The sequence below is a fragment of the Kutzneria sp. NPDC051319 genome, assembly GCF_040682195.1.
GTDB lineage: Bacteria > Actinomycetota > Actinomycetes > Mycobacteriales > Pseudonocardiaceae > Kutzneria.
In genome coordinates, this window is sequence record NZ_JBFBAM010000019.1 from 95696 (window position 1) to 119176 (window position 23481).

Below are 23481 nucleotides of genomic sequence, written 5' to 3' on the forward strand. Positions count from 1 at the left end.
GTTACCTAACCGTTATTGGCCTGGGCCGCCAGCCGCCGCGCCCGGGCCGCCCGTGCCCGGCGCTTGCGCACGACCATCAGCCCGAAGCCCAGCACGACCACGAGGGCCAGAATGGTCAGCGGCATGCCGACGTTGCCGAACGCCTGGTACATGGGGCTCCTGTCGGCCGCGTTCTGCACGCCGGCCGCGTCGGTGGTGCCGGTCGTCGAGGACGCCGTCGACGACGCCGAGGGCTTCACCGGCGGGGCCTGGTCGACCAGCTGGCCGACCGGGTGGGCGTTGGCCGCGCTCAGCGCGAAGCCCCAGTCCAGCAGCTTGGAGCTCTGCCGGTACATCGCGTACTGCTGCTGCTCGCCACGCAGCAGCACGGCCACCAGCCGGTGGCCGCTCTTGGCCGCCGAGGACAGATTCGTGAAGTGCGCGTCGGTGGTGTTGCTGGTCATGGCCGAGATCGCGCCGGTGTAGGTGGTGAGCAACTGGTCCGCGTTCTTCACGGTCAGGCCGCTCAGCGTCACCGACTTGACCCCGGCCGCCTCGGCGAAGGCCGGCAGCTGCATGGCGTGCCGGTAGATGACCGCCAGGTCGTAGGCCGAGGTGCTCATGCCGGGGCCGTCGAGGCCGCCGGGCGTGGCCACGCGGGTGTCCAGCGCGCCCATCTGCTTGGCCGCGGCGTTCATCAGGTCCAGCGTCTTGGGGATGCCGCCGAGGGTGCGGGCCAGCGCGTGCGGCACGTCGTTGCCGGGCTTGAGCAGCATGGCCTGGACGAGCTGGGCCACGGTCAGCCGGGCGCCCGCCTGCAGGCCCACGGCCGAGTAGCCCTTGGCCGCGTCGACGTCCTCCTGGGTGATCACCACCGGCGTGCTGGGCTTGAGGTCCTGCAGCGACACCATGGCCAGCAGCACCTTGATCAGGGCCGCCGGGCGCTGCCGGGCGTGCGGGTCCTTGGCCGCGAGCACGGCGCCGGTGTCCAGATCCGCCAGCACCCAGGAGGCGGCGTTGACCTCGGACGGGGGCGCGGTGGCGGCGTCGGGCGGCAGCACGAAGCCGCACTTGCCCAGCTGGTCGCCGCCCACCGGGTCGGCGGGCACCGGCAGCGGCGTCGGCGCGGGCGTGCCCGGGGCGGGCTGCTCCGCATCGTCCTCGGCGGCCGGCGGCGACTGCTTGTTCGTGCACTCGCTCGGCACGGCGCCGGTGGAGGACGCCGTCGCGCTGGTGGTGGTCGTGGTAGCCGCAACAGCGCTGCCCGTCGCTACGAACATGGCGGTGACCACGGAGGCCAGAGCCATGACCAGGGCGGCTGCGGGCCGTCGAGCTGGGAGAGGCACCCTCGCAGGCTAGTGCCTCACGCGGTGTGACCGGTTGGACCCGTGGGTTACCCGATCCCGGCCGAGGCGGATACTGCGGACGTGAAGCTGACCAGTGGCAAGTCGGTGTTCCTGCTCCTGTTCGGGGTGTGGAGCTGGTTCATCTGGGTGACGCTCGTGATCAACGTGGCGCAGGACCCGAGGGCCTTCGTCGCCGGGTCGGCCACGGCTTTTTTCTACGTCCACCTGATCCTGGCGATCATCTCCGTCGTCTTCGGCACGATCATCGGGGTCTTCGGCGTGCGCGGGCTGCTCGCGGCGCGCCGGCCGGCCGAGGTCGCTCACCCTGGGTGAGGCCGGGCGAGGGTTGCCTGCCCCTGGCAATTGTGAACATTCGCATGTCTGGCCCGGTGCTGTCCGGATTGCTACGTTCCGGCGAATGAGACGTCTGCTGACGCTGCTGACCGCGGCCGGCGCAGCCCTGATCGGGCTGGCTCCCGCGGCTTCCGCCGCCCCGGACCATCACTGCGACGCCACCGGCACCGCCTACACGTACGTGGTGCTCTACACGCCGGGCATCCCCCGGTTCGCCGCCGACGCCGAGCTGCGGCTCGACTGCGGCAGCCTCGTCGAGTACTACCCCGAGATCGGGGTCGCGGTGGCCACCTCCGCCGCCCCCGACTTCGCCGACAAGATCGGCCCGTACCGGGCCTACAGCGGCCGCAAGGACGTGCCCGCGGCCACGGTGCGCTCGGCGTCCCAGGAATCGGTGCGGGAGTCGTTGCGGGCGGCCGTGCCCGCCGTCGACCGCAGCGCCGAGCAGTGGGACATGGACCTGATCAAGGCCAAGCAGGCCAACAAGGTCAACGAGGGCAGCCGCCGGGTGGTGGTCGGCGTGCTCGACTCCGGCCTCGACGCCGCCCACCCCGAGTTCGCCAAGGCCGCCGACCCGGCCGACTCCGCCGGCTGCCTGACCGGCAAGGCCGACCCGTCGCCCGACGCCTGGAAGCCCACGACCAGCGCGCACGGCACCCACGTGGCCGGCACCATCGCCGCCGCCGACGACGGCAGCGGCGTCACCGGCATCGCGCCGAACGTGCGGCTGGCCGCCGTGAAGGTGGTCAGCGACGACGGCTTCATCTTCCCGGAGTCCGCGGTCTGCGCCTTCGTCTGGGCCGGCAAGCACCACTTCGCCGTCACCAACAGCAGCTACTTCGTGGACCCCGGCTTCTACTTCTGCCGCAACAAGCCCGGCGACGCCGCGGCCTATGAGGCGATCCGGCGCGCGGTGGCGTTCGCGACCGGTCGCGGCGTGCTCAACGTGGCCGCCGCCGGCAACGAGGCGATGGACATCGCCAACCCCACCAAGGACACCGTGCGGACGCACCCGGTCGACAAGAACTGCGCCGTGCTGCCGGCCGGTCTGCCGGACGTCGTCTCCGTGACTGCGGTCGGTTACGGCGGCGCCATGTCGAGCTACAGCGATTGGGGCAAGGTCGACGTGACCGCTCCGGGCGGTGACCGCGCGCAGATTCCGCCGGCCGGTTCCGGCACCTCGTGCCCGCTGTCCACGCTGCCCGGCGGTGGTTACGGCACCATGTGCGGCACCTCGATGGCGTCACCGCATGTGGTCGGGGTGGCGGCGCTGCTGGCCAGCACGCATCCGTGGGCCTCTCCCGCGCAGCTGCGGGGCCTGCTTCGGTCCGAGGCGACGCCGATCGCCTGCCCGGCCGCCACGACGACCTGCACCGGGCCGGCCGGAAACAACTCGTATTACGGGCACGGACTGGTCAATGCATTGGCCGCGGTGACCGCTAACACGGTGACTCGCTGACAGTGAGGCACGGGAAGTCCCCGCTTCCCGTGCCTCCTGCGTAATCCTCAAGTCTTTAGAAGTCGAACTCACCGTTGCGGACGCCGGCCACGAAGGCCGTCCACTCGGCCCGGTCGAAAATGTGAGCCGGCAGGCTCGGGTCCTTGGCGTCACGCAGGGCGATGCCGCCCGACGGGAGAGCAGCAACCTCGACGCAACCGCCGTCCTGACAGAAGCTGCTCTTCTTGAAAGTGATTTCCATGGATCGTGTTATCTCTCACTCATAGTTGGTTCTTTGCACCTTCTTGATCAGGTCGAGCGAGGACTTGTGGTCCGGACACCGCGACAACAGATTCTCGAAGATGCTCTGGTACTTCTTCACCTCGGTCTCCTGTGCCGAGAACCGGTCGCCACCGCTCAGTTCCTGGTAGACGGTGTCCTGATCGGTGTCGTTGTCAAAGGTGAAGATCACATAGTTGCACTGGATCCCAAGACTGTAGCCGGTCGAGTATGGGAAGATTCTCAGATCCACCCCATCGTGTTCGGCGAAGTCGATCAGGTTGTCCAGTTGCTTGCGCATCGTGTTCGGAGAGTCAACCACCCGATGCAGAGCGCATTCGTCGATCACCGCGGTGATCTGTAGTTCGCCCAGCCGGTCAAGGACGTAGCGCTGACGTCGGCCGCGAATTTCGACCAGTTGGTCGATCTCGCTGTCCGGGGCTTCCGGATAATTGTTCCGGAAGATTTCACGGCAGTACTCCGGTATCTGGACAAGCCCGGAGATCGCGAATCCACTGAACCAGTTCATGCCGGACGCGGCCGATTCCAGCGAGATGTAGCTGCCCAGATTGGGCGGCCAGGCCTCGGGGTGGTCGGACCACCAGCCCTCGTCCTGGCTGGCCGTGGCCAGGCCCTGTAGGCGGGTGCGCAGCCGGTGGTCGCGCACGTCGTACAGGTCGAGGAGATCACGCACGTCACGAAGCTTGGGCAGGCCCTGGCCGTTTTCCAGCCTGCTGACCTTGGACGGGGAGCACTCGAGCCGTCGCGCCGCGTCGACGAGTTGCAGTCCAGCGGCCTCGCGGAGCTTGCGCAGCTCGTGGCCGAGGCGGCGGCGCGGGATCAACGGTCCCTGAGAAGGGGGCATCCATACACCTCCTACAACAACCATGCCCGCGTAGCCGCTGGAGGCGCGTGGCGCCACGCTAGGCCATCGGGGTGACCGTGGCAAGCAATCCACACACGCAATTGCACGGTGGCATTGCGCTGTGCGTTTTCCTCACGCACTCTACCCCTTCAGTCCCGGCTGACTTCCGAGAGGATGAGCTGAGATGAGCCTTGAGCGAGCACCTCTGATCTTCCGCCTGACCACCCCGTCGCGGGCCGCGAAAATCATCATCGAGAGTGAGTTGTCGCTGGAGTTGCGCGGCCTGCGCCGGGCCACTCGCGTCGTCGGGCGCTGGCACCGGCGCGTGGCCCGCACCGTCGATCACGGCATGCGGCTGGGCTACGCCATCGAGCGGCTGTGCCGGCTGGCCGTCGAGGTCGAGTCGCGGCCGCGGAAGGTCGGCGCGCAGGTGCTGAGCGCGGGCCAGGCCCGGCGTCAGCTCGACCGGTCCCCGTCCGTGGGCGCGGCCGCGCTCGGGCGGGTCGTGCTCGCCGCCGACGCGGAACGGCGCCGGCTGCTGCGGGCCGTCGACCACAACATCGCCGATCTCGGCCGCCTGACGGCGCGGCTGGAGCGCGACAGCGAGCGGCTCCAGCACCTGATCGAGCGCTGCTATCTCGGGCCGCAGCGGGACATCCTGCTGGCCCGGTCGCTGGCCGGCGACGAGCGGGCCGACCGCATGCCGGTGGTGCGGGCGTTGCCGGACCTGACGTTTCTGGTGCTGGCCATCGGGCGGCTGGAGGCCGTCACGCACGAGGTGTCCGCCTGCCGCGAGGAGGCCCACGGGACCAGGGCGCTGTTCCCGTTCGTGCCGGAACAGCGCCTCGATCCCTCGGTCGCCGTGCGCAACTAGCTCTCGTGCGGGTAGCTCTTCTGCAGGGCCTGGTCCAGGTCGGTCCAGAGGTCCTCGACGTCCTCAAGGCCGACCGACAGCCGCAGCAGGTGGTCGCCGATCCCGGCGCCGTGCCGGTCCTGCTCGGGCACGATGTGGTGGCTCAGCGAACCCGGGTGCTGGATCAGCGTGTCGACGCTGCCGAGGCTGACCGCCGGCGTGATCAGCCGGACCGCGCCGATCACCGCGTGCGGATCGCCGACGACGTCGAAGGACACCATCGGGCCGCCGATCCCCGGCCGGTAGACCCTGGCTACACCGGGATGGTCGGCGAGGCGGTGAGCCAGCTCGGCGGCCGTCCCTGAGGCGTGGGCGATGCGGATGGGGAGCGTGGACAGGCCGCGCAGCAACAGGTATCCGGCCAGCGGGTGCAGGATGCCGCCGGTGGCCATGCGGATCGTCCTGAGCCGGCCGGCGAACTCCTCGTCACAGGCCACCACCCCGCCCAGCACGTCGCCGTGGCCGCCGAGGTACTTGGTCGCGCTGTGCAGCACGATGTCGGCGCCCAGCTCGATCGGCCGTTGCAGGACCGGCGTGGCGAAGGTGTTGTCCACCAGCACCGGCACGTCGACGTCGATGGCCCGGATGTCCACTTCGGACAGTGTCGGGTTGGCCGGCGACTCGACGATCACCAGGCCGGTGTCGTCGCGGATGTCCCGCTTGACGGAGTCCACTGTGGACCAGGTGACCTCGGTGCCGAGCAGGCCGGAGCCGATCACGTGGTCGCTGGTGCCGTAGAGCGGGCGGACGGCGACGATGTGCCGTTTTCCCTGCGCGACAACGGCCAGCAGGCAGGCGCTCAGCGCCGCCATGCCCGTCGCGAAGGCCACCGCCGACTCGGCGCCCTCCAGGTCGGCCAGGGCCCGCTCGAACCGGGCCACCGTCGGATTGCCGACGCGGCCGTAGATCGGGTTGTCGCCCAGCTCCACGCCGGCCGCCGCCCGGTCGAGGCGGGCCGCCTCCTCGCGGCTGTCGCGGGCGGGATAGGTCGTGGAGAGGTCGATCGGGACCGCGTGCAGCCCCAGATCCGTCAGGTCCTCGCGGCCGGCGTGCACAGCCCTGGTGTTCAGCTCCATGCCGCCCATCCTGGGCCGGTAACGGTGCTTTGTCGGAAATCCCGTACTAAATTCGGCGCATGGCCTCTGACGTGCGTCTCGATCCGGTTGATCTTGCCATTCTGCGGGAGCTTCAGAACGACGCCCGGCTCACCAACAAGGAGCTGGCGGCCCTGGTCGGCATCGCCCCGTCCACCTGCCTCGACCGGGTGGCCCGGCTGCGGTCGGCCGGCATCATCCTCGGCACCGTGCTCCGCGTCGACGCCAGCGCCCTGGGCCGGCCCTTGCAGGCGCTGCTGTTCATCCGCGTGCAGCCCCATCGCGGTGTCCTGGAACCGTTCGTCAAACACGCCCTGGAGCAGCCCGAGACCCGGGCCGTCTTCCACCTCACCGGCGCCGACGACTTCATGGTCCACGTCGCCGCCGCCGGCGCGACCGACCTCCAGCGCCTGGTGCTCGACCAGTTCACCGCCCGGCCCGAGGTCGCGCTCGTGCACACCACCCTGATCTTCCAGCAGTGGGAGGGCGGTCCGCTGCTGCCGCCTACCACTTCCGGCTGACCCCGCTTCGGTCCCCAGGGCGATGCCCGCTGATCGTGACGATCCCTAACTTCGGTTCGCATGAGGGTTTTGCTCATCACCGCGGCGATCCTGTTGGGCGCGACCGGGACGGCGGCCGCCGCGCCGCCGACGGCCGGGGCCGGCAGCCTGGGAGACCGGCTGTTCCCCGACCTCGGCAACGGCGGCTACGACGCCCAGTCCTATGACATCAGCTACGACTACCGGCCCGGCGTCACCACCATGGCGTCCTCGGTCGTCATGCGGGCCCGGGCCACCCAGACCCTGTCGTCCTTCAGTCTCGACTCCGCGGTGTCCAAGATCGGATCCGTTGCCGTGGACGGGAAACCGGCGGCTTTCCGCACCGAGAGCGAGAAGCTGTTCGTCACGCCCGTCTCGGCCATCCCCGACCACGCCTCGTTCACCGTGCGGATCTCGTACACCGCCGACCGTTCGCTCGATCCGCCCTCGCCCGCCCTGCACCTGCCGCCCGGCACCGACTGGCCGTTCAAGGCGTGGATCACCACCCCCGACGGCTTCGCCTTCATGGGACAGCCCGACCGGGCCCACGTTTTCTTCCCCTCCAACGACTATCCCGGCGACAAGGCCCGCTTCACCTTCCGGGTCACCACGCCGTCCTCGTTGACCGCGGTGTCCAACGGCTCACTGGTATCCCGGGCGACCGCCGGCGACCGCACCACGTACGTCTGGCGGACCGCCCAGGAGATTCCCACCGACATCACCCAGGTCGCCGTGGGCAGGTTCCGCGAGATCGACCAGACCGGCCCGCACGGCCTGCCGGTGCGCAGCTTCCTCACCGCCGCCCAGGCCGGCGGCGACGACCTGGTGCGCCGCACCCCGGCCGAGCTCTCGTGGCTGGAGCAGACCCTCGGCCTGCCCTTCCCCTTCGAGCGCTACGGTGTCCTCGGCGTCGACAGCTCGTACGACGGTGTCGCCCTGGAGACCGCCTCCATGTCCACCTACGGCGCCGCAGGCTTCCTCCAGCCGGCCGAGCGGGTCGAGCCGATCATGGTGCACGAGATGACCCACCAGTACTTCGGCGACGCCGTCTCGGTCGGCAGTTGGGACGACATGTGGCTCAGCGAGGGCCACGCCGACTACTACCAGATGATGTTCACCGCCCAGCAGCGGAAGCAGACCTTTCCCGACGCCATGAAGTCCTTCTACGACATCGACAACAACCAGCGCGCCACCTGGGGGCCGCCGGCCCGCCTCGACACCGCCGCCGCCACCCTCCTCGGCTCCGATGCCACCGGCGCCCTTTCCCTGTTCGCCCTGCACGAGCTCGTCGGCGAGCAGACCTTCCGGCACATCGAGCAGGCCTTCTACACCCAGTTCCACGGCCGCTCCGCCCACACCGCCGACTACATCGCCGTCGCCAACCGCGTCTCCGGCCGTGACCTCACACCGTTCCTGACGTCCTGGCTCTACGGCGCCACCACCCCGCCCATGCCCGGCCACCCCGACTGGACGCCGGGCCAGCCGTAGCACCCGGAAACGCGTCGAGGCCCCACCGCTTGTGGCAGGGGGGCCTCGACGTGTCTGCCGGTCAGACGCGCTTGAACAGCAAGGCGCGCTTGACCTCCTGGATGGCCTTGGTCACCTGGATGCCGCGGGGGCAGGCGTCGGTGCAGTTGAAGGTGGTGCGGCAGCGCCACACGCCGTCGACGTCGTTGAGGATGTCGAGACGCTCCTCGGCGCCCTCGTCACGGCTGTCGAAGATGAAGCGGTGGGCGTTGACGATGGCCGCGGGGCCGAAGTAGGAGCCCTCGGTCCAGTACACGGGGCACGAGGTGGTGCAGCAGGCGCACAGGATGCACTTGGTCGTGTCGTCGAACCGGGCGCGGTCGGCGGCGGACTGGATGCGCTCGCGGGTGGGCTCGTGCCCGGTGGTCATCAGGTACGGCTTGACGGCACGGAACGCCTCGAAGAAGGGCTCCATGTCGACGAGCAGGTCCTTGTGCACCGGCAGGCCCTTGATGGGCTCCATGGTGATGGTGGTCGGCTTGCCGTTGCCGGCCATCAGGTCCTTCACCAACACCTTGCACGCCAAGCGGTTGACGCCGTTGATGCGCATGGCGTCGGAGCCGCAGACACCGTGGGCGCAGGAGCGGCGGAAGGTGACGGAGCCGTCCAGGTACCACTTGATGTAGTGCAGGACGTTGAGCACCCGGTCGGTGGGCAGCGCGGGAACCTCGAAGGACTGCCAACGAGGCTCGTCCTCGAACTCCGGGTTGAACCGACGGATCTGCACGGTGAGGGTGATCGCACCGGGCGGCACGGGCGGCTGCGAGCCCCGGGAACCCGAGGGCGCGGTTTCGGTCGTCGCGGTCATCAGTACTTGCGCTCCATCGGCTTGTACCGGGTGAAGGTCACCGGCTTGTAGTCAAGGCGGATGTCGGCGGCCAGGCTGTCGCCCTGCTTGTACGCCATGGTGTGGCGCATGAAGTTCGTGTCGTCACGCGTCGGGTAGTCCTCCCGAGCGTGCCCGCCACGGGACTCCTTGCGGGCCAGGGCGCCGACGACCAGGATCTCGGCCAGCTCCAACAGGAAGCCGAGCTCGACGGCCTCCAGCAGGTCGGTGTTGAACCGCTTGCCCTTGTCCTGCACGGCGACGTTGCCGTAGCGCTCCTTGAGCTGCTGCACGTCGTGCAGCGCCTGCTTGAGCGTGTCCTCGGTGCGGTACACGGCGGCGTTGGCGTCCATCGTGTTCTGCAACGCGATGCGCAGGTCGGCCACCCGCTCGGAGCCGGTGGAGGAGCGCAGCCCCTCGACCATGGCCTCGACCATGGTGGCCGGGTTCTCCGGCAGGTCCACGTGGTCGTGCACGGTGGCGACGTACTCGGCGGCGGCGAGGCCGGCCCGCCGGCCGAACACGTTGATGTCCAACAGGGAGTTGGTGCCCAGCCGGTTGGCGCCGTGCACGGAGACGCAGGCGCACTCGCCGGCGGCGTACAGGCCGGGGACGACGTGCTCGTTGTCCCGCAACACCTCGGCGTGGATATTGGTGGGGATGCCGCCCATCGCGTAGTGCGCGGTCGGGTAGACCGGCACCGGCTCGGTCACCGGGTCCACACCCAGGTAGGTGCGGGCGAACTCGGTGATGTCGGGCAGCTTGGTCTCCAGCACCTCGGCCCCGAGGTGCGTGCAGTCCAGCAGCACGTAGTCCTTGTGCGGACCGGCGCCACGGCCCTCCAGCACCTCCAGCACCATGGACCGGGCGACGATGTCGCGCGGCGCCAGGTCCTTGATGGTGGGGGCGTAGCGCTCCATGAACCGCTCGCCGTCGGCGTTGCGCAGGATCGCGCCCTCGCCGCGGGCGCCCTCGGTGAGCAGGATGCCCAGGCCGGCCAGGCCCGTCGGGTGGAACTGGTAGAACTCCATGTCCTCCAGCGGCAGGCCCTTGCGGAACACGATGCCCATGCCGTCGCCGGTCAGGGTGTGCGCGTTCGAGGTGGTCTTGAAGACCTTGCCGAAGCCGCCGGTGGCGAACACGACCGCCTTGGCCTGGAACACGTGGATCTCGCCGGTGGCCAGCTCCAGCGCGACCGCGCCGGTGCAGACCGGGCCGTTGGCCGTCTCGGTCATGCACACGTCGAGCACGTAGAACTCGTTGAAGAACTCGATGCCGTGCTTGACGCAGTTCTGGTACAGCGTCTGGAGAATCATGTGGCCGGTGCGGTCGGCCGCGTAGCAGGCGCGCCGCACGGCGGCCTTGCCGTGGTCGCGGGTGTGGCCGCCGAAGCGCCGCTGGTCGATCCGGCCCTCGGGCGTCCGGTTGAACGGCAGGCCCATCTTCTCCAGGTCGAGGACCGCGTCGATGGCTTCCTTGCACATGATCTCGGCGGCGTCCTGGTCGGTGAGGTAGTCACCGCCCTTGATCGTGTCGAAGGTGTGCCACTCCCAGTTGTCCTCCTCGACGTTGGCCAGCGCGGCGCACATGCCGCCCTGGGCCGCGCCGGTGTGGGAGCGGGTGGGGTAGAGCTTGGTCAGCACCGCGGTGCGGACGCGCTGCCCGGCCTCGATGGCCGCGCGCATCCCGGCGCCGCCGGCGCCGACGATGACCACGTCGTACTTGTGTACCTGCATGTCCGGCGTCTCCCGCGGTTCAGCCGCTGATGTTCGGGTCGAAGGTGAAGATCACGAAGCTGCCCAGCGCCAGGATCAGCGCCATCGACACGTACAGCAGGATCTTCAGCCAGAACCGGGTGGCGTCCTTGCGCGCGTAGTCGTTGATCACGGTGCGCAGGCCGTTGCCGCCGTGCAGCTCGGCCAGCCACAGCATGGACAGGTCCCAGAACTGCCAGAACGGCGAGGACCAGCGGCCGGCGACGAAGGCGAAGTTGATCCGGTGCACGCCGCCGTCGAGGATGTTCATGATGAACAGGTGCCCGAGCACCAGCACGATCAGCAGCAGGCCGGACAGCCGCATGAACAGCCAGCTGTAGAGCTCGAAGTTGCTGCGGCGGGCGGCCGGGCGGCGTGGGCTGCGCGGAGCCGAGATGTTCAGGGTGCTCATGTCAGTTGCCACCGCCGAAGATCATGACAATGTTGCGCTGGAGCATGAAGTACGCGCCGGGGATCATCACGATCACCCAGATCGCGATGATCGCCCACAGCATCGGGCGCTGGAAGCGCGGGCCCTTGGCCCAGAAGTCGACCAGCATGATCCGGATGCCGTTGAGCGCGTGGTAGAGCACCGCGGCGACCAGGCCCAGCTCCAACAGGTTGACGAGCGGGTTCTTGTAGAGCTCGATGACCTTGTCGTAGGCGTTCGGCGAGACACGAACGACCGCGGTGTCCAGCACGTGCGCGAACAGGAAGAAGAAGGTCAGCACCCCGGTGATCCGGTGGGCCACCCAGGACCACATGCCCAGATCGCCGCGGTAGACGGTGCTACCGCGTCGGCTGCTGCCCCCTGTTCCCTCTGCTGCGCCCGTCGGCGGGGCGGTGGTACTGGCCATGGTGCGCGTGGCCTCCGGCGTCAGTGGTGGGCGCGGCCCCAGGCGGCGTCGTGCGTGCGGGGCCTTGACCCTCCGGATGCTAGACCGGGGGCCTGCGGCTGGCCCAACGGCGACGGGCCGTCTGTGATCGATGAGACACGCAACGGTGTGGTCCAGGCCGCTTTAACGATCAAGGACCAGTGCCGCTCTGCACAGATGGTCGGCCCGGCGGGTGGTCTCCGGCTGGCGGTACCTGGGGGCCAGCCGCAGGACCAGGTCGCTCGCGGTGTCCAGATCCGTCCGGTGTCCGATCGAGACGAACAGCGGCTTCACCTCGCGCTGGGTGCGCAGCGCCCGGCCGACCACGTCGTCGCCGTCCCGCAGCTCGGTCCAGTCGCCGCGTTCGGGGCCGGGCGGGTCGTAGTGGCCCATCGGGGTCTTGGCCACGCCGATCGACGGCAGGCCGGTGACCACGCCCAGGTGGCTGGCCAGCCCGAACCGGCGCGGATGGGCCACGCCCTGGCCGTCGCAGATCAGCAGATCGGGCGACGTCGTCAGCCGTTCGAGCGCCTTCAGCAGCGCAGGCAGCTCACGGAACGCGAACAGCCCTGGCACGTAAGGGAAATCTGTGACACCCGGCACAACGGCCTGATCCACCGTTTCGAGTGACGCGAGGTCGACCACCACGACCGCCGCGCACAGCCGGTCCTCGGCGTAGGCCACGTCGAGGCCGGCCGCGGTTCGGGGCCGGAAGTCCGCCGGCGGGTGCGGGTCCACCAGCGGGGCCATCCGGAGTTGCAGCGCAACCGCCTCTTCCGGGGTCGACGGCCAGTCGTCGATCATGTGAAGTGCCTCTCCGAAGCCAGGTCGCCGCGCTCGTCGAAGACCCGCTCGCGGGCCAGCCGGCCGTCCGGGTGCCAGTCCCGGGCGACGCCGATGATCACACCGCGCCGGACCGTCAGCTCCGACTTGGGTGTGCCGTCCTCGTACCAGGTGCGCTGCGGGCCGTCCTCAACGCCGTACCGGTAGGTCACCAGCGACGTCACCTCGCCGCTGTAGCCATGAGTCACCGCCTCGCCGGTGAAGACGTGGCCGTCGTGCTTGAGCCGCGCGCCGTCGTCCCACTCCACCGTGCTGACCTGGAGGTCGATGCGGGGCAGCGGCGGCTCGTCCGGCGGCGCCTCCCGCTCGTCGAGGAGAAATCCGTTGGCGTCCCAGCGTTGGATCTTGGTGACGGCGCCCTGGGGATCGTGTGCCGTCAGCTCGCGGATGCGCCCGTTGCTGTGCCAGCGCCGCCATTCGCCGACCCGGACGCCCTGCTCGTGCCGGCCCTCCGCGTCCGGCGCCCACCACGGGCCGTCCTTGAGGCCGTCCCGGTAGGACGTGATCCGGTCGCCTTCCTCTAATTGGCCGGTGAAGGGCTTGCCGTCGTGACAGCGCAGGCCATCGGCCTCGGTCGTGTGGTCCCGGTCGACCCTGGTCGTCGGCTCGCCCCGCTCGTCCCAGCGGGCCTCGCCGTCCTCCGCCGGCATTCCGTTGGGATGCCAGCGTTTCCGGCCGTCGCTGCGCAGGATCCCGCTGTCGTACCAGGTCCGGGCCGATTGCCGGACGCCGTCGCGGTACGTCTCCAGCGACAGCAGGCGATCCCCGTTCTCGCGGACCAGTTCCCCCGTGAACGGCTCGCCCCCGTGCACCAGGCGGCCCTGCTCGTCCCGGGTCGGGGCGTCCCCGTACAGCTCGATCCGCTTCGCCCTCGGCGGCAGGAAAGCGCCGTCCAGCACCGCTTCCGTCAGGTCCGCCGTGGACAGGTCCACGTCGTCCAGCATCGCCGCCGTCAGGTCCGCCCCACGCAGGTTCGTGTCCTGGAACACCGCGCCGATCGCCGACACCCGGGTCAGGTTCGCCGCCGCCAGGTTCGCCCCGGTCAGGTTCGCGTCGTCCAGGTTCGCGTCCGGCAGCTGCGCCTCGCCCAGATCAGCCCCTCGCAGATCCGCGCTGGTCAGCTGCGCCCCGTCCAGCTCCGCCTTCCTGAGCCCCACGCCCCGCAGGTCCGCCCCGCTCAGCACCGCGCCACTCAGCGGCGCCCCGGTCAGTTCCGCTCCCCGGAAGTCCAGGCCCGTGAAGTCGCCCAGGCCGGCGTCGAGCCAGTCCTCCAGCGCGACCGCCGCTTCGTCATCGTCCGGCCAGCGGACCGGCAGCCACTCACTCACCCCTCAAACGTACTGTCACCGGACCGCTGCCGACATCCCCGTTCTTCGCGCCGGCCGCCCGTCCTCGCCCCACCGCCGCTCGTCGACCGTCCTCGTCGAGGCGCCGCACCGTGGCCGGCCTGCCGATCGGATGCCACTCCCGGGCCGCCGCCACGATTCGGTCCTTTGTGGACTGTCGGTGTCGAATCGAGCTCACGGCGATCTCAGCCGGGGTCGGCCGCCTGGATGTCGAACCGCTTCACCACGGTCACAGCTCGTCGCCGTGCGCGCCGGCGTGGTCGGTGTCCCGGGTGAGATTGCCCTGGGGGTCCCACTCCTGGACCTTGCGCACGTCACCCCGGCGGTCGAGGAGGGTGAACTCCTTGAGCCGCCCGCCCGGATACCACGTGCGCCATTCGCCGACGGCTGTGCCCATGGCGTACTGGCCCTCGAATTCCTTGCTGCCGTCCGGGAAGTACTCCACGGACGGGCCGTGCTCAAGGCCGTCCTGGTAGCCGGTCACGCCGACCACCCGGCCGTCCTCGGTGTCGACGATCTCGCCGGTGTACGGCACGCCGTCGACACGGACCATCCAGCCGTCGTCGGTGTCCGAGGTCGTGAGCCCGCGGTCGATCCGGCGGCCCACCGGATCGAGTGGAGGGCTCCGCCGTCACAGCTTGCCGTGGCCGCCGATCGGTTGACCGTCCTCGTCCCACAGGGTCTCCGAGGCGAGCAGCCCGTCCTCGCCGAACCGCTGCTCCTTGGCCAGCTGCCCGTTGGGGTGCCATTCGCGGGCGGTCCCGACGACCCGTCCGTTGTGGACGGTCATCTCCGACTTGGGCTCCTCGCCGTCGTACCACTCCCGCTGCACGCCGTCGCGGAAACCGTCGACATAGGTGGCCAGCGACGTGACCTCGTCGAGCCAGTTGTAGGTGACGGCCTCGCCGGTGAACAGCTCACCCCGGTGCAGCAGCCGCTGGTCGTCGTCCCACGCGACCTCGTCGGTCTGGATGTCGATGCGCTCCATGTGCCTCACTCCGGAATGAATTCGCCGTTGGAAGCGGGGTACTTGGTGAACCGGCCCGCGTTGCTCGGCACGCCGTCCAACGTAACATTGCAGTTCGCGCAGCACGGGGCCTGGCGGACCTCGGGGCCGAACGGGAAGTAGTTGTCCACCCGCATCTCGGGCAGGTCGGCCTCGGTCGGCGCGTGGTCCAGCTTGCCCTCGTCGTACAGGTGCTGCCGTTCCCACAGCGAGGCGTTCACGGCCTTCACCTCGGCGTGCCCGAGCGGCTGGTCCGGGTGCATCTCGTTGCCGGGCTCGGTCCGCATCTGCTCGACCCGGTCGTACCGGCTCTGCAGGGCGGGGTGCAGCGGATCGGCGAGCTCGTTGGGATGGCCGTTCGCGCCCTCCCACACCGCGCCGGTGCGGCGGTCCACCGACACGGCGGTGACCTGGCCGACGGTGTTGGCGCTGACGCTCGGCTGCGCCTCCAGCAACTTGGGGGGCTTGGGCTTGTCCAGCGAACCGATCTCCCGTTGCCGGCCCTCGGCCTTCAGTTGGTCGACCTGACGCTGGTAGTCGGCGCGCTGCTGCTGGTACTCGGCCTTGCGCCGGGCGTTCTCGTCGTCGAGCTGGCCGCGCTGCTGGATCTCGGCTTTCTGCGCGTCGTGGTACTGCTGCGCGCGGCCCTCGCCGACCTCGGTCGTGTACTGCTTGACCGGCTTGCCGTCGACATGGGTGATCAGATCGTCGTCTCCGCGCTTGACCCGGGACTCGTCGATCTGCTCCAGCTTCTTGGTCTGCGAGTTGAGCGGCTTGGAGAAGGGGCCGTCGTCCTTGCCGCCGCCACCTCCACCTCCGCCACCCCCGCCACCACCACCGCCGCCCCCGCCGCCACCGGGCGGCGGGTTGTGCGGCCCGTCGCCGCCGCCTCCGCCACCGGGCAGCTTCGGCGGGGTCTTGTCGTGGCCGCCGCCCCCGCCGCCGACGCCGCTGCCGCCCCGCGTGCCGCCGCCGGAGACGTTCTTGACGTCCTTGCCGCCGCTGCCGCTGCCGGTGCTGACACTGCTGGCGCTGCGCGTGCCGCCGCCGGGCAGGTGCTTGGACTTGGCGTCAGGATGGACCTTGAGCAGGCCGTCCCGACCCTTGTGGTCGGCCGCCTCGTGCAGGTCGCCGGTCGTGCCCAGACGCTGCCCGGCCGTGTCGGCGACCCGGCCGCCCTCCTTGAACACCTTGCCGGTGACCTCGACGCCACGGCCCATCGCCTTGGCCACGACGGAGCCGATGCCGGAGCGGTCGTTGCCGGCGTGCTGCACCAGGTTCTGACCGGCGGTGTCCAGCTTCTCGCCGGCGGCGGCCACGGTCTGTCCGAACTTCGACAGGTTGCTGCCCGAACGGCGTAGATGATCAGGATCCGTGTGGATCTTGCTCAAGGCATGGCCTCCCTGTCCCGGTTGCCTCTATGACGCCACCTGACCAACCATGGTTCCCGGTCACGGTGTGTCACCATGTGCCGACAGTTGGTCCGAGCGGGTCAACGATTCGGTTACACGGACCGTGACCGGTGTCGTGGGCCCGGAACCGAGAGGTACCGTTTCGCCCTCGGCGGGACCGACACCGACAACGGGTTCGGGGCATCGCAGCTCGTCGAAGCAGGGAGAGGACGACAAACCGTGCGTCGAATGCGTGGAGTAGCGGTAGCGGCGATCGCGCTGACCAGCGTGGTGTCGTTGGCCGCGTGTGCCAAGGACACCACGTCCAACGGGGGCGGTGGCAGCAACGGCGGGTCGTCATCGGCCAGCGGCTGCAAGCTGGCCACGCCGCCCAACGCCACGGCGGCGGGCACGAGCACCACCGGCAGTTCGACCAAGGTCGACGGCAGCGCGCTCAAGGTCGGCCTGGCCTACGACATCGGCGGCCGTGGCGACGCGTCGTTCAACGACGCGGCGGCGGCGGGCCTGGACCTGGCCAAGTCGCAGCTGGGCATCAAGGCCGACAACATCAAGGAGACCACCGCCGCGCCGAACGAGTCGGACGCGGCGAAGGAGACGCGCCTGCGCCAGCTGGCCCAGGAGGGCTACAACCCGATCGTCACGGTCGGGTTCGCCTACGCTCCGGCGCTGCAGAACGTGGCCAAGGACTTCCCGAACACCAAGTTCGCCATCGTCGACTCCACGGTGGAGAACTCGCCCAACGTCACCCCGCTGACCTTCACCGAGGAGCAGGGCTCCTTCCTGGTCGGCGTGATCGCGGCCTACAAGTCCAAGTCCTGCCACGTGGGCTTCGTCGGCGGCGTGAACGTGCCGCTGATCCAGAAGTTCCAGGCCGGCTTCGACGCGGGCGCCAAGGCGGCCGCGCCGGACATCAAGATCGAGGACAAGTACATCACCCCGGCCGGTGACTTCACCGGCTTCCAGGCCCCGGACAAGGGCCGCCTGGTCGCGCAGGGCGAGCTGAGCGCCGGCGCCGACGTGATCTACCAGGCCGCGGGCAACTCCGGCAAGGGCATCTTCGACGCGGTCAAGGCCAAGGGCGGCGCCTCCGCCATCGGCGTCGACTCCGACCAGTACAAGCAGGCCGGCGTGGCCGACGACAAGGACGTCATCATCTCCTCGATGATGAAGCGCGTCGACACCGCGGTGTACGACTTCCTGCGCGGCGTCGCGTCCAACGACCTGACCGCCATCCCGAAGGTCTTCGACCTCTCGGTCGGCGGCGTGGACTACGCCACCTCCGGCGGCAAGGTGGACGACATCAAGGCCACCGTCGACGCCTACAAGGCGCAGATCATCTCCGGCGCGATCAAGGTCCCCTCGACGCTGCCCGGCAGCTGACACCAGCGGCAAGCACCCCTACCGCGGGCCCGCCAGGATTGGCCGGGCCCGCGGTAGTGCTGTAAGGAGTTGCCCCATGACCACCGCCACCGACCTCGGCGCGCCCGCGGTCGTGCTCACCGGGATCACCAAGCGCTTCCCCGGCGTCGTGGCCAACGACGACATCAGGCTCACCGTCCGGGCCGGCGAGGTGCACGCGCTGTGCGGCGAGAACGGCGCCGGCAAGTCCACCCTGATGAAGATCCTCTACGGCATGCAGCAGCCGGACGAGGGCACCATCGAGGTGGCCGGCGAGGAGGTCCGGTTCCGCACCCCGGCCGACGCCATCAAGGCCGGCATCGGCATGGTGCACCAGCACTTCATGCTGGCCGACAACCTCACCGTGCAGGAGAACGTCGTGCTGGGCGCGGAGGCGCTGCACGGCATCGGCGGCCGGGCGCGGGCCCGCATCCAGGAGCTGGCCGGGCAGACCGGCCTGCGCGTGGACCCGGGCGTGCTCGTGGAGCAGCTGGGCGTGGCCGACCGGCAGCGGGTGGAGATCCTCAAGGTCCTCTACCGCGGCGCCAGGATCATCATCCTGGACGAGCCGACGGCCGTTCTCGTGCCGCAGGAGGTCGACGAGCTCTTCGACACCCTGCGCGGCATGCGCGAGCAGGGCTTCACCTTCCTGTTCATCTCGCACAAGCTGGACGAGGTGCGCGCGATCGCCGACAGCATCACGGTGATCCGCCGCGGCACCACCGTCGGCACCGTCGACCCGAAGTCCGTGACGTCACGGCAGCTGGCCGAGATGATGGTCGGCTCCGAGCTGCCCAGCCCGGAGACCCGAGAGTCCACGGTCACCGACCGGGCCGTGCTCACGGTCGCCGGCCTCCAGCTGCGGGACAGCGGCGGCCGGGCCATCCTCGACGAGATCGACCTGGCCGTGCACGCGGGGGAGATCCTCGGCATCGCCGGCGTCGAGGGCAACGGCCAGACCGAACTGGTCGAGGCGATCATGGGCATGCGCAGGACCGACAGCGGCTCGGTGCTGCTGGTCAACACCGACGGCGGGATCTCCGACCTGACCAAGGTCAACACGCTGCACCGGCGCGAGGCCGGCATCGGCTACATCCCCGAGGACCGCCACCGTCACGGCCTGCTGCTCACGCAGTCCCTGTGGTTCAACCGGATCCTCGGCTTCCAGACCCGACGCCCGGTGGTCAACGGGCGCTGGCTGGACGTGGAGGGGGCCCGCGCCGACACCCGGCGCATCGTCGAGCAGTTCGACGTCCGCACGCCCGGCATCGAGGTGCCGGCGGCGGCGCTGTCGGGCGGCAACCAGCAGAAGCTCATCGTCGGCCGCGAGCTGTCCGGCGACCCGGTGCTGCTGATCGCCTCGCACCCCACCCGCGGCGTGGACGTCGGCGCGCAGGCGCTGATCTGGGAGCAGATCAAGCAGGCCCGCGCGGCCGGCCTGGCCGTGCTGCTGGTGTCGGCCGACCTGGACGAGCTGATCGGCCTGTCCGACACGATCAAGGTGATGCTGCGCGGACGGCTGGTGGCGGACGCCGATCCGGCGACGGTCACGCCCGAGGAGCTGGGCAGTGCCATGACCGGCGCGACGACCGGTGGAGAGGAAGAGGTCTGATGCGCTCACTGCGTGGCAAGTTGCTGCCGCCGGTGGCGGCGATCGTGTTCTCGGCCCTGCTGTGCTCGGTGGCGCTGATCATCTCGGGCCGCAACCCGGCCTCGGCGCTGGTGGCGATGGTGGTGCAGGTCGGCCACGGCACGACCGCCGTCGACATCGTCAACAGCGCCAGCGTGTACTACCTGGTCGGCATCGCGGTGGCGATCGGGTTCAAGATGAACCTGTTCAACATCGGCGTCGAGGGCCAGTACCGGATCGGCGCGGTGTTCGCGGCCATCGTCGGCGGCGAGCTGAACCTGCCGCCGGTGCTCGGCCAGATCGTGATCATCGTGGTCGCCATGCTCGGCGGCGCGGTGTTCGCGGCGCTGCCGGCGATCCTCAAGGTCACCCGCGGCGTCAGCGAGGTGATCACCACGATCATGCTGAACGCCATCGCCGGCGGCATCATCGCCCTGCTGATCAAGCCGGGCGCGTTCGGCGTGCTGAGCAACAACAACATCGGCACGCCGACGATCCCGTCGTCCAACTGGATCCCGGGCATCCCGCTCGGCTCGGCCGGCACCGTCTTCGGCTTCGTGGTGATCGCGATCCTGGTCGGCATCGGCTACTGGGTGATGCTCAACCGCACCCGGTTCGGCTTCGAGCTCCAGGCCTCCGGCGAGTCGCCGACCGCGGCCACCGCGGGCGGCGTCGACGCCAAGCGCATGATCGTGATCGCGATGCTGCTGTCCGGCGCGATCGCCGGCCTCACCGCGCTGCCGGAGCTGCTCGGCCGCGACCACACGTACACCCTGATTTCCCCGCAGGGCTACGGATTCACCGGCATCGCGGTCGCGCTGCTCGGCCGCAACAACCCGGGCGGCATCGCCTTCGGCGCGGTGCTGTGGGCGTTCCTCGACCAGGCCGCGGTGTCGCTGGACGTCATCCAGGTGCCGCGCGAGATCGTCACCATCATGCAGGGCGCGATCGTGCTGTCCGTGGTCGTGTCCTACGAGGTGATCCGCCGGCTCGAACTGGCCGCCGAGCAACGCAGGGTCGGCAGCCAACTGGCCGCCGCGACCACCGGGAGCGCGTCGTGATCGACATGAATCCGCCGGCGTCGGTCACCCGCGCCGCCGCCCCGGTCAAGCGCCGGATTCCCGGCTGGGCCAACGGAGTTCTCTGGTCGTTTGCGGCCATCGTGCTGCTCACGGCGACCGCGGACCTGACCGGCCTGCCCAACATCACCGCCACGTCGACCATCCAGGCCGGACTCCAGCTGGCGGTGCCGCTGCTGCTGGCCGGCCTCGGCGGTCTGTGGGCGGAACGGGCCGGCGTGGTCAACATCGGCCTTGAGGGCATGATGATCCTCGGCACGTGGGGTGCGGCCTGGGCCGGCTACCAGTGGGGGCCGTGGGCCGCCGTGCTGGGCGGCATCGTGTTCGGCGCGCTGGGCGGCCTGCTGCACGCGCTGGCCACCGTCACCTTCGGCGTCAACCACATCGTCTCCGGTGTGGCGATCAACCTGCTCGGCGCGGGCGTGGCCAAGTACCTGTCCACGCTGCTGTTCGCGCCGGTGTCGCACAACCCGCGGCAGTCGCCGAAGGTGCCGTCCTTCGACACCTACTCGGCGCAGCCGGTCGCGGACTGGTTGGCCGACCTGGAGAAGCAGCAGCGGTACGTCGTCTCCGACATCGCCGGCATCCTGCACGGGGTGCTCAGCGGCGTGTCCCCGCTGACAATGATCACCATCCTGCTGGTGCCGATCAGCTTCGTCGTGTTGTGGCACACCAGGTTCGGCCTGCGGCTGCGGTCGTGCGGCGAGAACCCGGTGGCGGCCGAGTCGCTCGGCGTCAACGTGTACCTGCAGAAGTACATCGCCGTGGTGATCTCCGGCGGCTTCGCCGGCCTCGGCGGCGCGGCGCTGGTGCTGGCCCCCGGCCAGAACGGCTACCTGGAGAACCAGACCAACGGCCGCGGGTACATCGGCCTGGCCGCCATGATCTTCGGCAACTGGCGGCCCGGCGGCCTGCTCGGCGGCGCGGCCCTGTTCGGCTACGCCGACGGCCTCCAGACGCTGACCGACGGCAAGACGGTGCTGGGCCTGTTCTACGGCATCTCCCTGCTGATCTGGGTGATCGCGCTGGTGCAGCTGATCCGTCGCAAGTGGATAGTCGGGCTGATCTCGATCGTGGTCGGCGGCGCGCTGTACCTGCTGTACCTGTCGATCGACTCGCTGCCGCAGGAGCTGACCACCTACCTGCCGCACATCGTGACCATCGTGGTGTTGGCCATGTCGTCGCAACGACTGCGAATGCCCGCGGCCGACGGACTGATATATCGACGAGGACAGGGAAGTTAGTTGTCCACTGTGGACTGGGATGAGCTACGGCGACTCGCCGTTGCCGCGGCGGCGTCGGCCTACTGCCCCTACTCGGGGTTGCAGGTCGGGGCCGCCGCCCTGTGTGACGACGGTCGGGTCGTGACCGGCTGCAACATCGAGAACGCCGCCTACGGCGTGGCTTTGTGCGCCGAGTGCACGATGGCCGGGCAGCTGCGGCTGACCGGCGGCGGCAGGTTCGTGGCGGTGGCCTGCCGCAGCGGCGAGGGCGAGCTGCTCATGCCGTGCGGACGTTGCCGCCAGATCATCTACGAGCTGGGTGGCCCCGACTGTCTGGTGGACACCCCGCGCGGTGTGCTGACGATGCGGGAAGTTCTGCCAGACGCGTTCGGACCAGAGGACCTGCCGTGAATCACTTCAACGCTGTCGAGATCATCCGGGCCAAGCGGGACCGGCGGGTGCTGACCGGCCCGGAGATCGACTGGGTGATCGACGCCTACACCCACGGTGTGGTCGCCGACGAGCAGATGTCCGCGCTGGCCATGGCGATTCTGCTCAACGGCATGACGTCCGACGAGACCGCCCGGTGGACCCGGGCCATGGTCGAGTCGGGCGAGCGGCTGTCCTTGGACGTGGACCGGCCGACCGTGGACAAGCATTCCACCGGCGGCGTCGGCGACAAGATCACGCTGCCGCTGGCGCCCCTGGTGGCCGCCTGCGGCGCGGCCGTGCCGCAGCTTTCCGGCCGCGGCCTCGGCCACACCGGCGGCACGCTGGACAAGCTGGAGTCCATTCCCGGCTGGCGGGCCCAGCTGTCCACTGAGGACATTCGCGCCCAGCTCCGGTCCGTGGGCGCGGTCGTCTGCGCCGCAACGGAAGGACTCGCGCCGGCCGACCGCAAGCTGTACGCGTTGCGGGACGTCACCGGGACCGTCGAGTCGGTGCCGCTGATCGCCAGCTCCATCATGAGCAAGAAGATCGCCGAGGGCGCCGGCTCGCTCGTGCTGGACGTCAAGGTCGGCTCGGGCGCGTTCATGAAGAACCTGGCCGACGCCACGGAACTGGCCCGCGCGCTGGTGTCCATCGGCGTGGACCACGGCCTTCGCATCAGCGCCGTGCTGACCGACATGTCCGTGCCATTGGGTTACGCCGTCGGCAACGCCGTCGAGGTCGCCGAGTCGGTCGAGGTGCTCAAGGGCGGTGGCCCGGCCGACGTCGTGGCGCTGACCGTGGCGCTGGCCCGGGAGATGCTCTCACTGGCCGGACTGTCCGATGTGGACCCGGCCGCGGTGCTGGCGTCCGGCGACGCCTACGAGACGTGGTGCCGGATGATCGCCGCGCAGGGCGGCGACCCGGACGCCCCGCTGCCCGTGGCCAAGCACGTCGAGGTGATCGAGGCGGCCGAGGACGGCGTGCTGACCGGCCTGGACGCCTACGCCGTCGGCGTCGCCGCCTGGCGTCTCGGGGCCGGCCGGGCTCGCAAGGAGGACCCGGTGCAGCACGCCGCCGGTGTGCTGTGCCTGGCCAAGCCCGGCGACACCGTCGAAAAGGGACAGCCGCTGCTGGAACTGCGCACCGACACCCCGGAGCTGCTCGACGCCGGCCGCGACGCCCTGGCCGACGGCATCGTCATCGGAGAGTCCGCCGAGGACCGCACCCCGCTGGTCATCGACACGATTCGGGGCTGACGAAAGTCGCGAGGCACCGGTCACGAGCGGCCGAGCCGCAACGCCGGAGGCGGCGCCAACAAGCACA

Annotated in this window: 24 protein-coding genes; 11 read left to right on the top strand and 13 right to left on the bottom strand. The window is 69.9% G+C overall.

Annotated elements, in window-relative coordinates; all coding sequences use genetic code 11:
• Positions 1-5: 5 nt before the first annotated feature.
• Entirely contained in the window at positions 6-1325 is a 1320-nt protein-coding gene (locus AB0M73_RS21345) for a peptidase M15 (RefSeq protein ID WP_363892882.1), read from the bottom strand.
• A gap of 81 nt (positions 1326-1406) precedes the next feature.
• Between AB0M73_RS21345 and AB0M73_RS21350 the strand changes: the two genes are divergently transcribed.
• Positions 1407-1658: a hypothetical protein gene (locus AB0M73_RS21350; RefSeq protein ID WP_363892884.1), complete on the top strand. Its 252-nt coding sequence runs from the start codon at positions 1407-1409 to the stop codon at positions 1656-1658.
• A gap of 85 nt (positions 1659-1743) precedes the next feature.
• Positions 1744-3138, top strand: coding sequence for a S8 family serine peptidase (locus tag AB0M73_RS21355; protein ID WP_363892886.1), 1395 nt, complete (start codon positions 1744-1746; stop codon positions 3136-3138).
• Positions 3139-3193: 55 nt separating this feature from the next.
• Here the strand turns inward: AB0M73_RS21355 and AB0M73_RS21360 are convergent, their stop codons facing one another.
• Both AB0M73_RS21360 and AB0M73_RS21365 read right to left on the bottom strand, forming a co-directional pair.
• Positions 3194-3379, bottom strand: a complete 186-nt coding sequence (locus tag AB0M73_RS21360) for a DUF397 domain-containing protein (RefSeq protein ID WP_043721758.1) — start codon at positions 3377-3379, stop codon at positions 3194-3196.
• Positions 3380-3394: 15 nt separating this feature from the next.
• A complete protein-coding gene (locus AB0M73_RS21365; protein ID WP_363892889.1) occupies positions 3395-4261 on the bottom strand; it encodes a helix-turn-helix transcriptional regulator in 867 nt (288 codons plus the stop codon).
• 184 nt (positions 4262-4445) lie between these two features.
• Here AB0M73_RS21365 and AB0M73_RS21370 point away from each other — a divergent pair, with 184 nt between their 5' ends.
• Positions 4446-5135, top strand: a complete 690-nt coding sequence (locus AB0M73_RS21370; protein WP_363892891.1) for a hypothetical protein — start codon at positions 4446-4448, stop codon at positions 5133-5135.
• Here AB0M73_RS21370 and AB0M73_RS21375 read toward each other — a convergent pair.
• A complete protein-coding gene (locus tag AB0M73_RS21375) occupies positions 5132-6250 on the bottom strand; it encodes an aminotransferase class I/II-fold pyridoxal phosphate-dependent enzyme (RefSeq protein ID WP_363892893.1) in 1119 nt (372 codons plus the stop codon). The genes AB0M73_RS21370 and AB0M73_RS21375 overlap by 4 nt on opposite strands.
• A 59-nt stretch (positions 6251-6309) precedes the next feature.
• On the opposite strand from AB0M73_RS21375, the gene AB0M73_RS21380 reads away from it, so the two are divergent.
• Positions 6310-6789, top strand: coding sequence for an Lrp/AsnC family transcriptional regulator (locus AB0M73_RS21380; protein ID WP_363892895.1), 480 nt, complete (start codon positions 6310-6312; stop codon positions 6787-6789).
• A gap of 60 nt (positions 6790-6849) precedes the next feature.
• Positions 6850-8295, top strand: coding sequence for a M1 family metallopeptidase (locus AB0M73_RS21385; protein WP_363892897.1), 1446 nt, complete (start codon positions 6850-6852; stop codon positions 8293-8295).
• 61 nt (positions 8296-8356) lie between these two features.
• Here the strand turns inward: AB0M73_RS21385 and AB0M73_RS21390 are convergent, their stop codons facing one another.
• The 9 genes from AB0M73_RS21390 to AB0M73_RS21430 all read right to left on the bottom strand — a co-directional run bounded on the left by AB0M73_RS21390 (position 8357) and on the right by AB0M73_RS21430 (position 16375).
• Entirely contained in the window at positions 8357-9142 is a 786-nt protein-coding gene (locus AB0M73_RS21390) for a succinate dehydrogenase iron-sulfur subunit (protein WP_043721765.1), read from the bottom strand.
• On the bottom strand, positions 9142-10896 hold the full coding sequence (gene sdhA / locus AB0M73_RS21395) for a succinate dehydrogenase flavoprotein subunit (protein ID WP_363892900.1): 1755 nt from the start codon (positions 10894-10896) through the stop codon (positions 9142-9144). Before sdhA ends, AB0M73_RS21390 begins: the two co-directional genes overlap by 1 nt.
• 19 nt (positions 10897-10915) lie before the next feature.
• Positions 10916-11326 (bottom strand): succinate dehydrogenase hydrophobic membrane anchor subunit, encoded by a 411-nt coding sequence (locus AB0M73_RS21400; protein WP_043721767.1) that lies wholly within the window; start codon positions 11324-11326, stop codon positions 10916-10918.
• Between the two features lies 1 nt (position 11327).
• Positions 11328-11771, bottom strand: a complete 444-nt coding sequence (sdhC, locus tag AB0M73_RS21405; RefSeq protein ID WP_084579992.1) for a succinate dehydrogenase, cytochrome b556 subunit — start codon at positions 11769-11771, stop codon at positions 11328-11330.
• A 162-nt stretch (positions 11772-11933) separates the two neighbouring features.
• Complete coding sequence (locus AB0M73_RS21410; RefSeq protein ID WP_363892903.1) at positions 11934-12593, bottom strand: endonuclease V; 660 nt, start codon at positions 12591-12593, stop codon at positions 11934-11936.
• On the bottom strand, positions 12590-13960 hold the full coding sequence (locus AB0M73_RS21415; protein WP_363892905.1) for a pentapeptide repeat-containing protein: 1371 nt from the start codon (positions 13958-13960) through the stop codon (positions 12590-12592). Before AB0M73_RS21415 ends, AB0M73_RS21410 begins: the two co-directional genes overlap by 4 nt.
• Positions 13961-14207: 247 nt before the next feature.
• Positions 14208-14585 carry a hypothetical protein gene (locus AB0M73_RS21420; RefSeq protein WP_363892907.1) on the bottom strand — a complete coding sequence of 126 codons (378 nt, stop codon included), beginning with the start codon at positions 14583-14585 and terminating at the stop codon, positions 14208-14210.
• Positions 14586-14609: 24 nt separating this feature from the next.
• Positions 14610-14966, bottom strand: coding sequence for a hypothetical protein (locus tag AB0M73_RS21425; protein WP_363892908.1), 357 nt, complete (start codon positions 14964-14966; stop codon positions 14610-14612).
• Positions 14967-14971: 5 nt separating this feature from the next.
• Complete coding sequence (locus tag AB0M73_RS21430; protein ID WP_363892909.1) at positions 14972-16375, bottom strand: hypothetical protein; 1404 nt, start codon at positions 16373-16375, stop codon at positions 14972-14974.
• Between the two features lie 249 nt (positions 16376-16624).
• Here AB0M73_RS21430 and AB0M73_RS21435 point away from each other — a divergent pair, with 249 nt between their 5' ends.
• From AB0M73_RS21435 to AB0M73_RS21460, 6 genes are all read left to right on the top strand, one after another.
• Positions 16625-17776, top strand: coding sequence for a BMP family ABC transporter substrate-binding protein (locus AB0M73_RS21435; RefSeq protein ID WP_043721783.1), 1152 nt, complete (start codon positions 16625-16627; stop codon positions 17774-17776).
• A gap of 76 nt (positions 17777-17852) precedes the next feature.
• Complete coding sequence (locus AB0M73_RS21440; protein WP_363892911.1) at positions 17853-19406, top strand: ABC transporter ATP-binding protein; 1554 nt, start codon at positions 17853-17855, stop codon at positions 19404-19406.
• Entirely contained in the window at positions 19406-20485 is a 1080-nt protein-coding gene (locus AB0M73_RS21445) for an ABC transporter permease (RefSeq protein ID WP_043721787.1), read from the top strand. The genes AB0M73_RS21440 and AB0M73_RS21445 overlap by 1 nt, the downstream gene beginning before the upstream one ends.
• 5 nt (positions 20486-20490) lie before the next feature.
• Positions 20491-21747: an ABC transporter permease gene (locus tag AB0M73_RS21450; RefSeq protein WP_363892940.1), complete on the top strand. Its 1257-nt coding sequence runs from the start codon at positions 20491-20493 to the stop codon at positions 21745-21747.
• Positions 21748-22137, top strand: coding sequence for a cytidine deaminase (locus tag AB0M73_RS21455; protein ID WP_363892913.1), 390 nt, complete (start codon positions 21748-21750; stop codon positions 22135-22137).
• The gene (locus AB0M73_RS21460) at positions 22134-23414 is read left to right on the top strand and encodes a thymidine phosphorylase (RefSeq protein ID WP_363892915.1); all 1281 of its coding nucleotides are present in this window, start codon (positions 22134-22136) and stop codon (positions 23412-23414) included. The genes AB0M73_RS21455 and AB0M73_RS21460 overlap by 4 nt, the downstream gene beginning before the upstream one ends.
• The last annotated feature ends 67 nt before the right edge of the window (positions 23415-23481 follow it).

What these genes read in the sequence shown, in the direction of transcription:
- AB0M73_RS21355 (WP_363892886.1), top strand. Translation starts at nt 1,744, where the DNA reads ATGAGACGTCTGCTGACGCTGCTGACCGCGGCCGGCGCAGCCCTGATC.
- AB0M73_RS21360 (WP_043721758.1), bottom strand. Translation starts at nt 3,379, where the DNA reads ATGGAAATCACTTTCAAGAAGAGCAGCTTCTGTCAGGACGGCGGTTGC.
- AB0M73_RS21365 (WP_363892889.1), bottom strand. Translation starts at nt 4,261, where the DNA reads ATGCCCCCTTCTCAGGGACCGTTGATCCCGCGCCGCCGCCTCGGCCAC.
- AB0M73_RS21370 (WP_363892891.1), top strand. Translation starts at nt 4,446, where the DNA reads ATGAGCCTTGAGCGAGCACCTCTGATCTTCCGCCTGACCACCCCGTCG.
- AB0M73_RS21375 (WP_363892893.1), bottom strand. Translation starts at nt 6,250, where the DNA reads ATGGAGCTGAACACCAGGGCTGTGCACGCCGGCCGCGAGGACCTGACG.
- AB0M73_RS21380 (WP_363892895.1), top strand. Translation starts at nt 6,310, where the DNA reads ATGGCCTCTGACGTGCGTCTCGATCCGGTTGATCTTGCCATTCTGCGG.
- AB0M73_RS21385 (WP_363892897.1), top strand. Translation starts at nt 6,850, where the DNA reads ATGAGGGTTTTGCTCATCACCGCGGCGATCCTGTTGGGCGCGACCGGG.
- AB0M73_RS21390 (WP_043721765.1), bottom strand. Translation starts at nt 9,142, where the DNA reads ATGACCGCGACGACCGAAACCGCGCCCTCGGGTTCCCGGGGCTCGCAG.
- sdhA (WP_363892900.1), bottom strand. Translation starts at nt 10,896, where the DNA reads ATGCAGGTACACAAGTACGACGTGGTCATCGTCGGCGCCGGCGGCGCC.
- AB0M73_RS21400 (WP_043721767.1), bottom strand. Translation starts at nt 11,326, where the DNA reads ATGAGCACCCTGAACATCTCGGCTCCGCGCAGCCCACGCCGCCCGGCC.
- sdhC (WP_084579992.1), bottom strand. Translation starts at nt 11,771, where the DNA reads ATGGCCAGTACCACCGCCCCGCCGACGGGCGCAGCAGAGGGAACAGGG.
- AB0M73_RS21410 (WP_363892903.1), bottom strand. Translation starts at nt 12,593, where the DNA reads ATGATCGACGACTGGCCGTCGACCCCGGAAGAGGCGGTTGCGCTGCAA.
- AB0M73_RS21425 (WP_363892908.1), bottom strand. Translation starts at nt 14,966, where the DNA reads ATGGAGCGCATCGACATCCAGACCGACGAGGTCGCGTGGGACGACGAC.
- AB0M73_RS21435 (WP_043721783.1), top strand. Translation starts at nt 16,625, where the DNA reads ATGCGTGGAGTAGCGGTAGCGGCGATCGCGCTGACCAGCGTGGTGTCG.
- AB0M73_RS21440 (WP_363892911.1), top strand. Translation starts at nt 17,853, where the DNA reads ATGACCACCGCCACCGACCTCGGCGCGCCCGCGGTCGTGCTCACCGGG.
- AB0M73_RS21445 (WP_043721787.1), top strand. Translation starts at nt 19,406, where the DNA reads ATGCGCTCACTGCGTGGCAAGTTGCTGCCGCCGGTGGCGGCGATCGTG.
- AB0M73_RS21450 (WP_363892940.1), top strand. Translation starts at nt 20,491, where the DNA reads ATGAATCCGCCGGCGTCGGTCACCCGCGCCGCCGCCCCGGTCAAGCGC.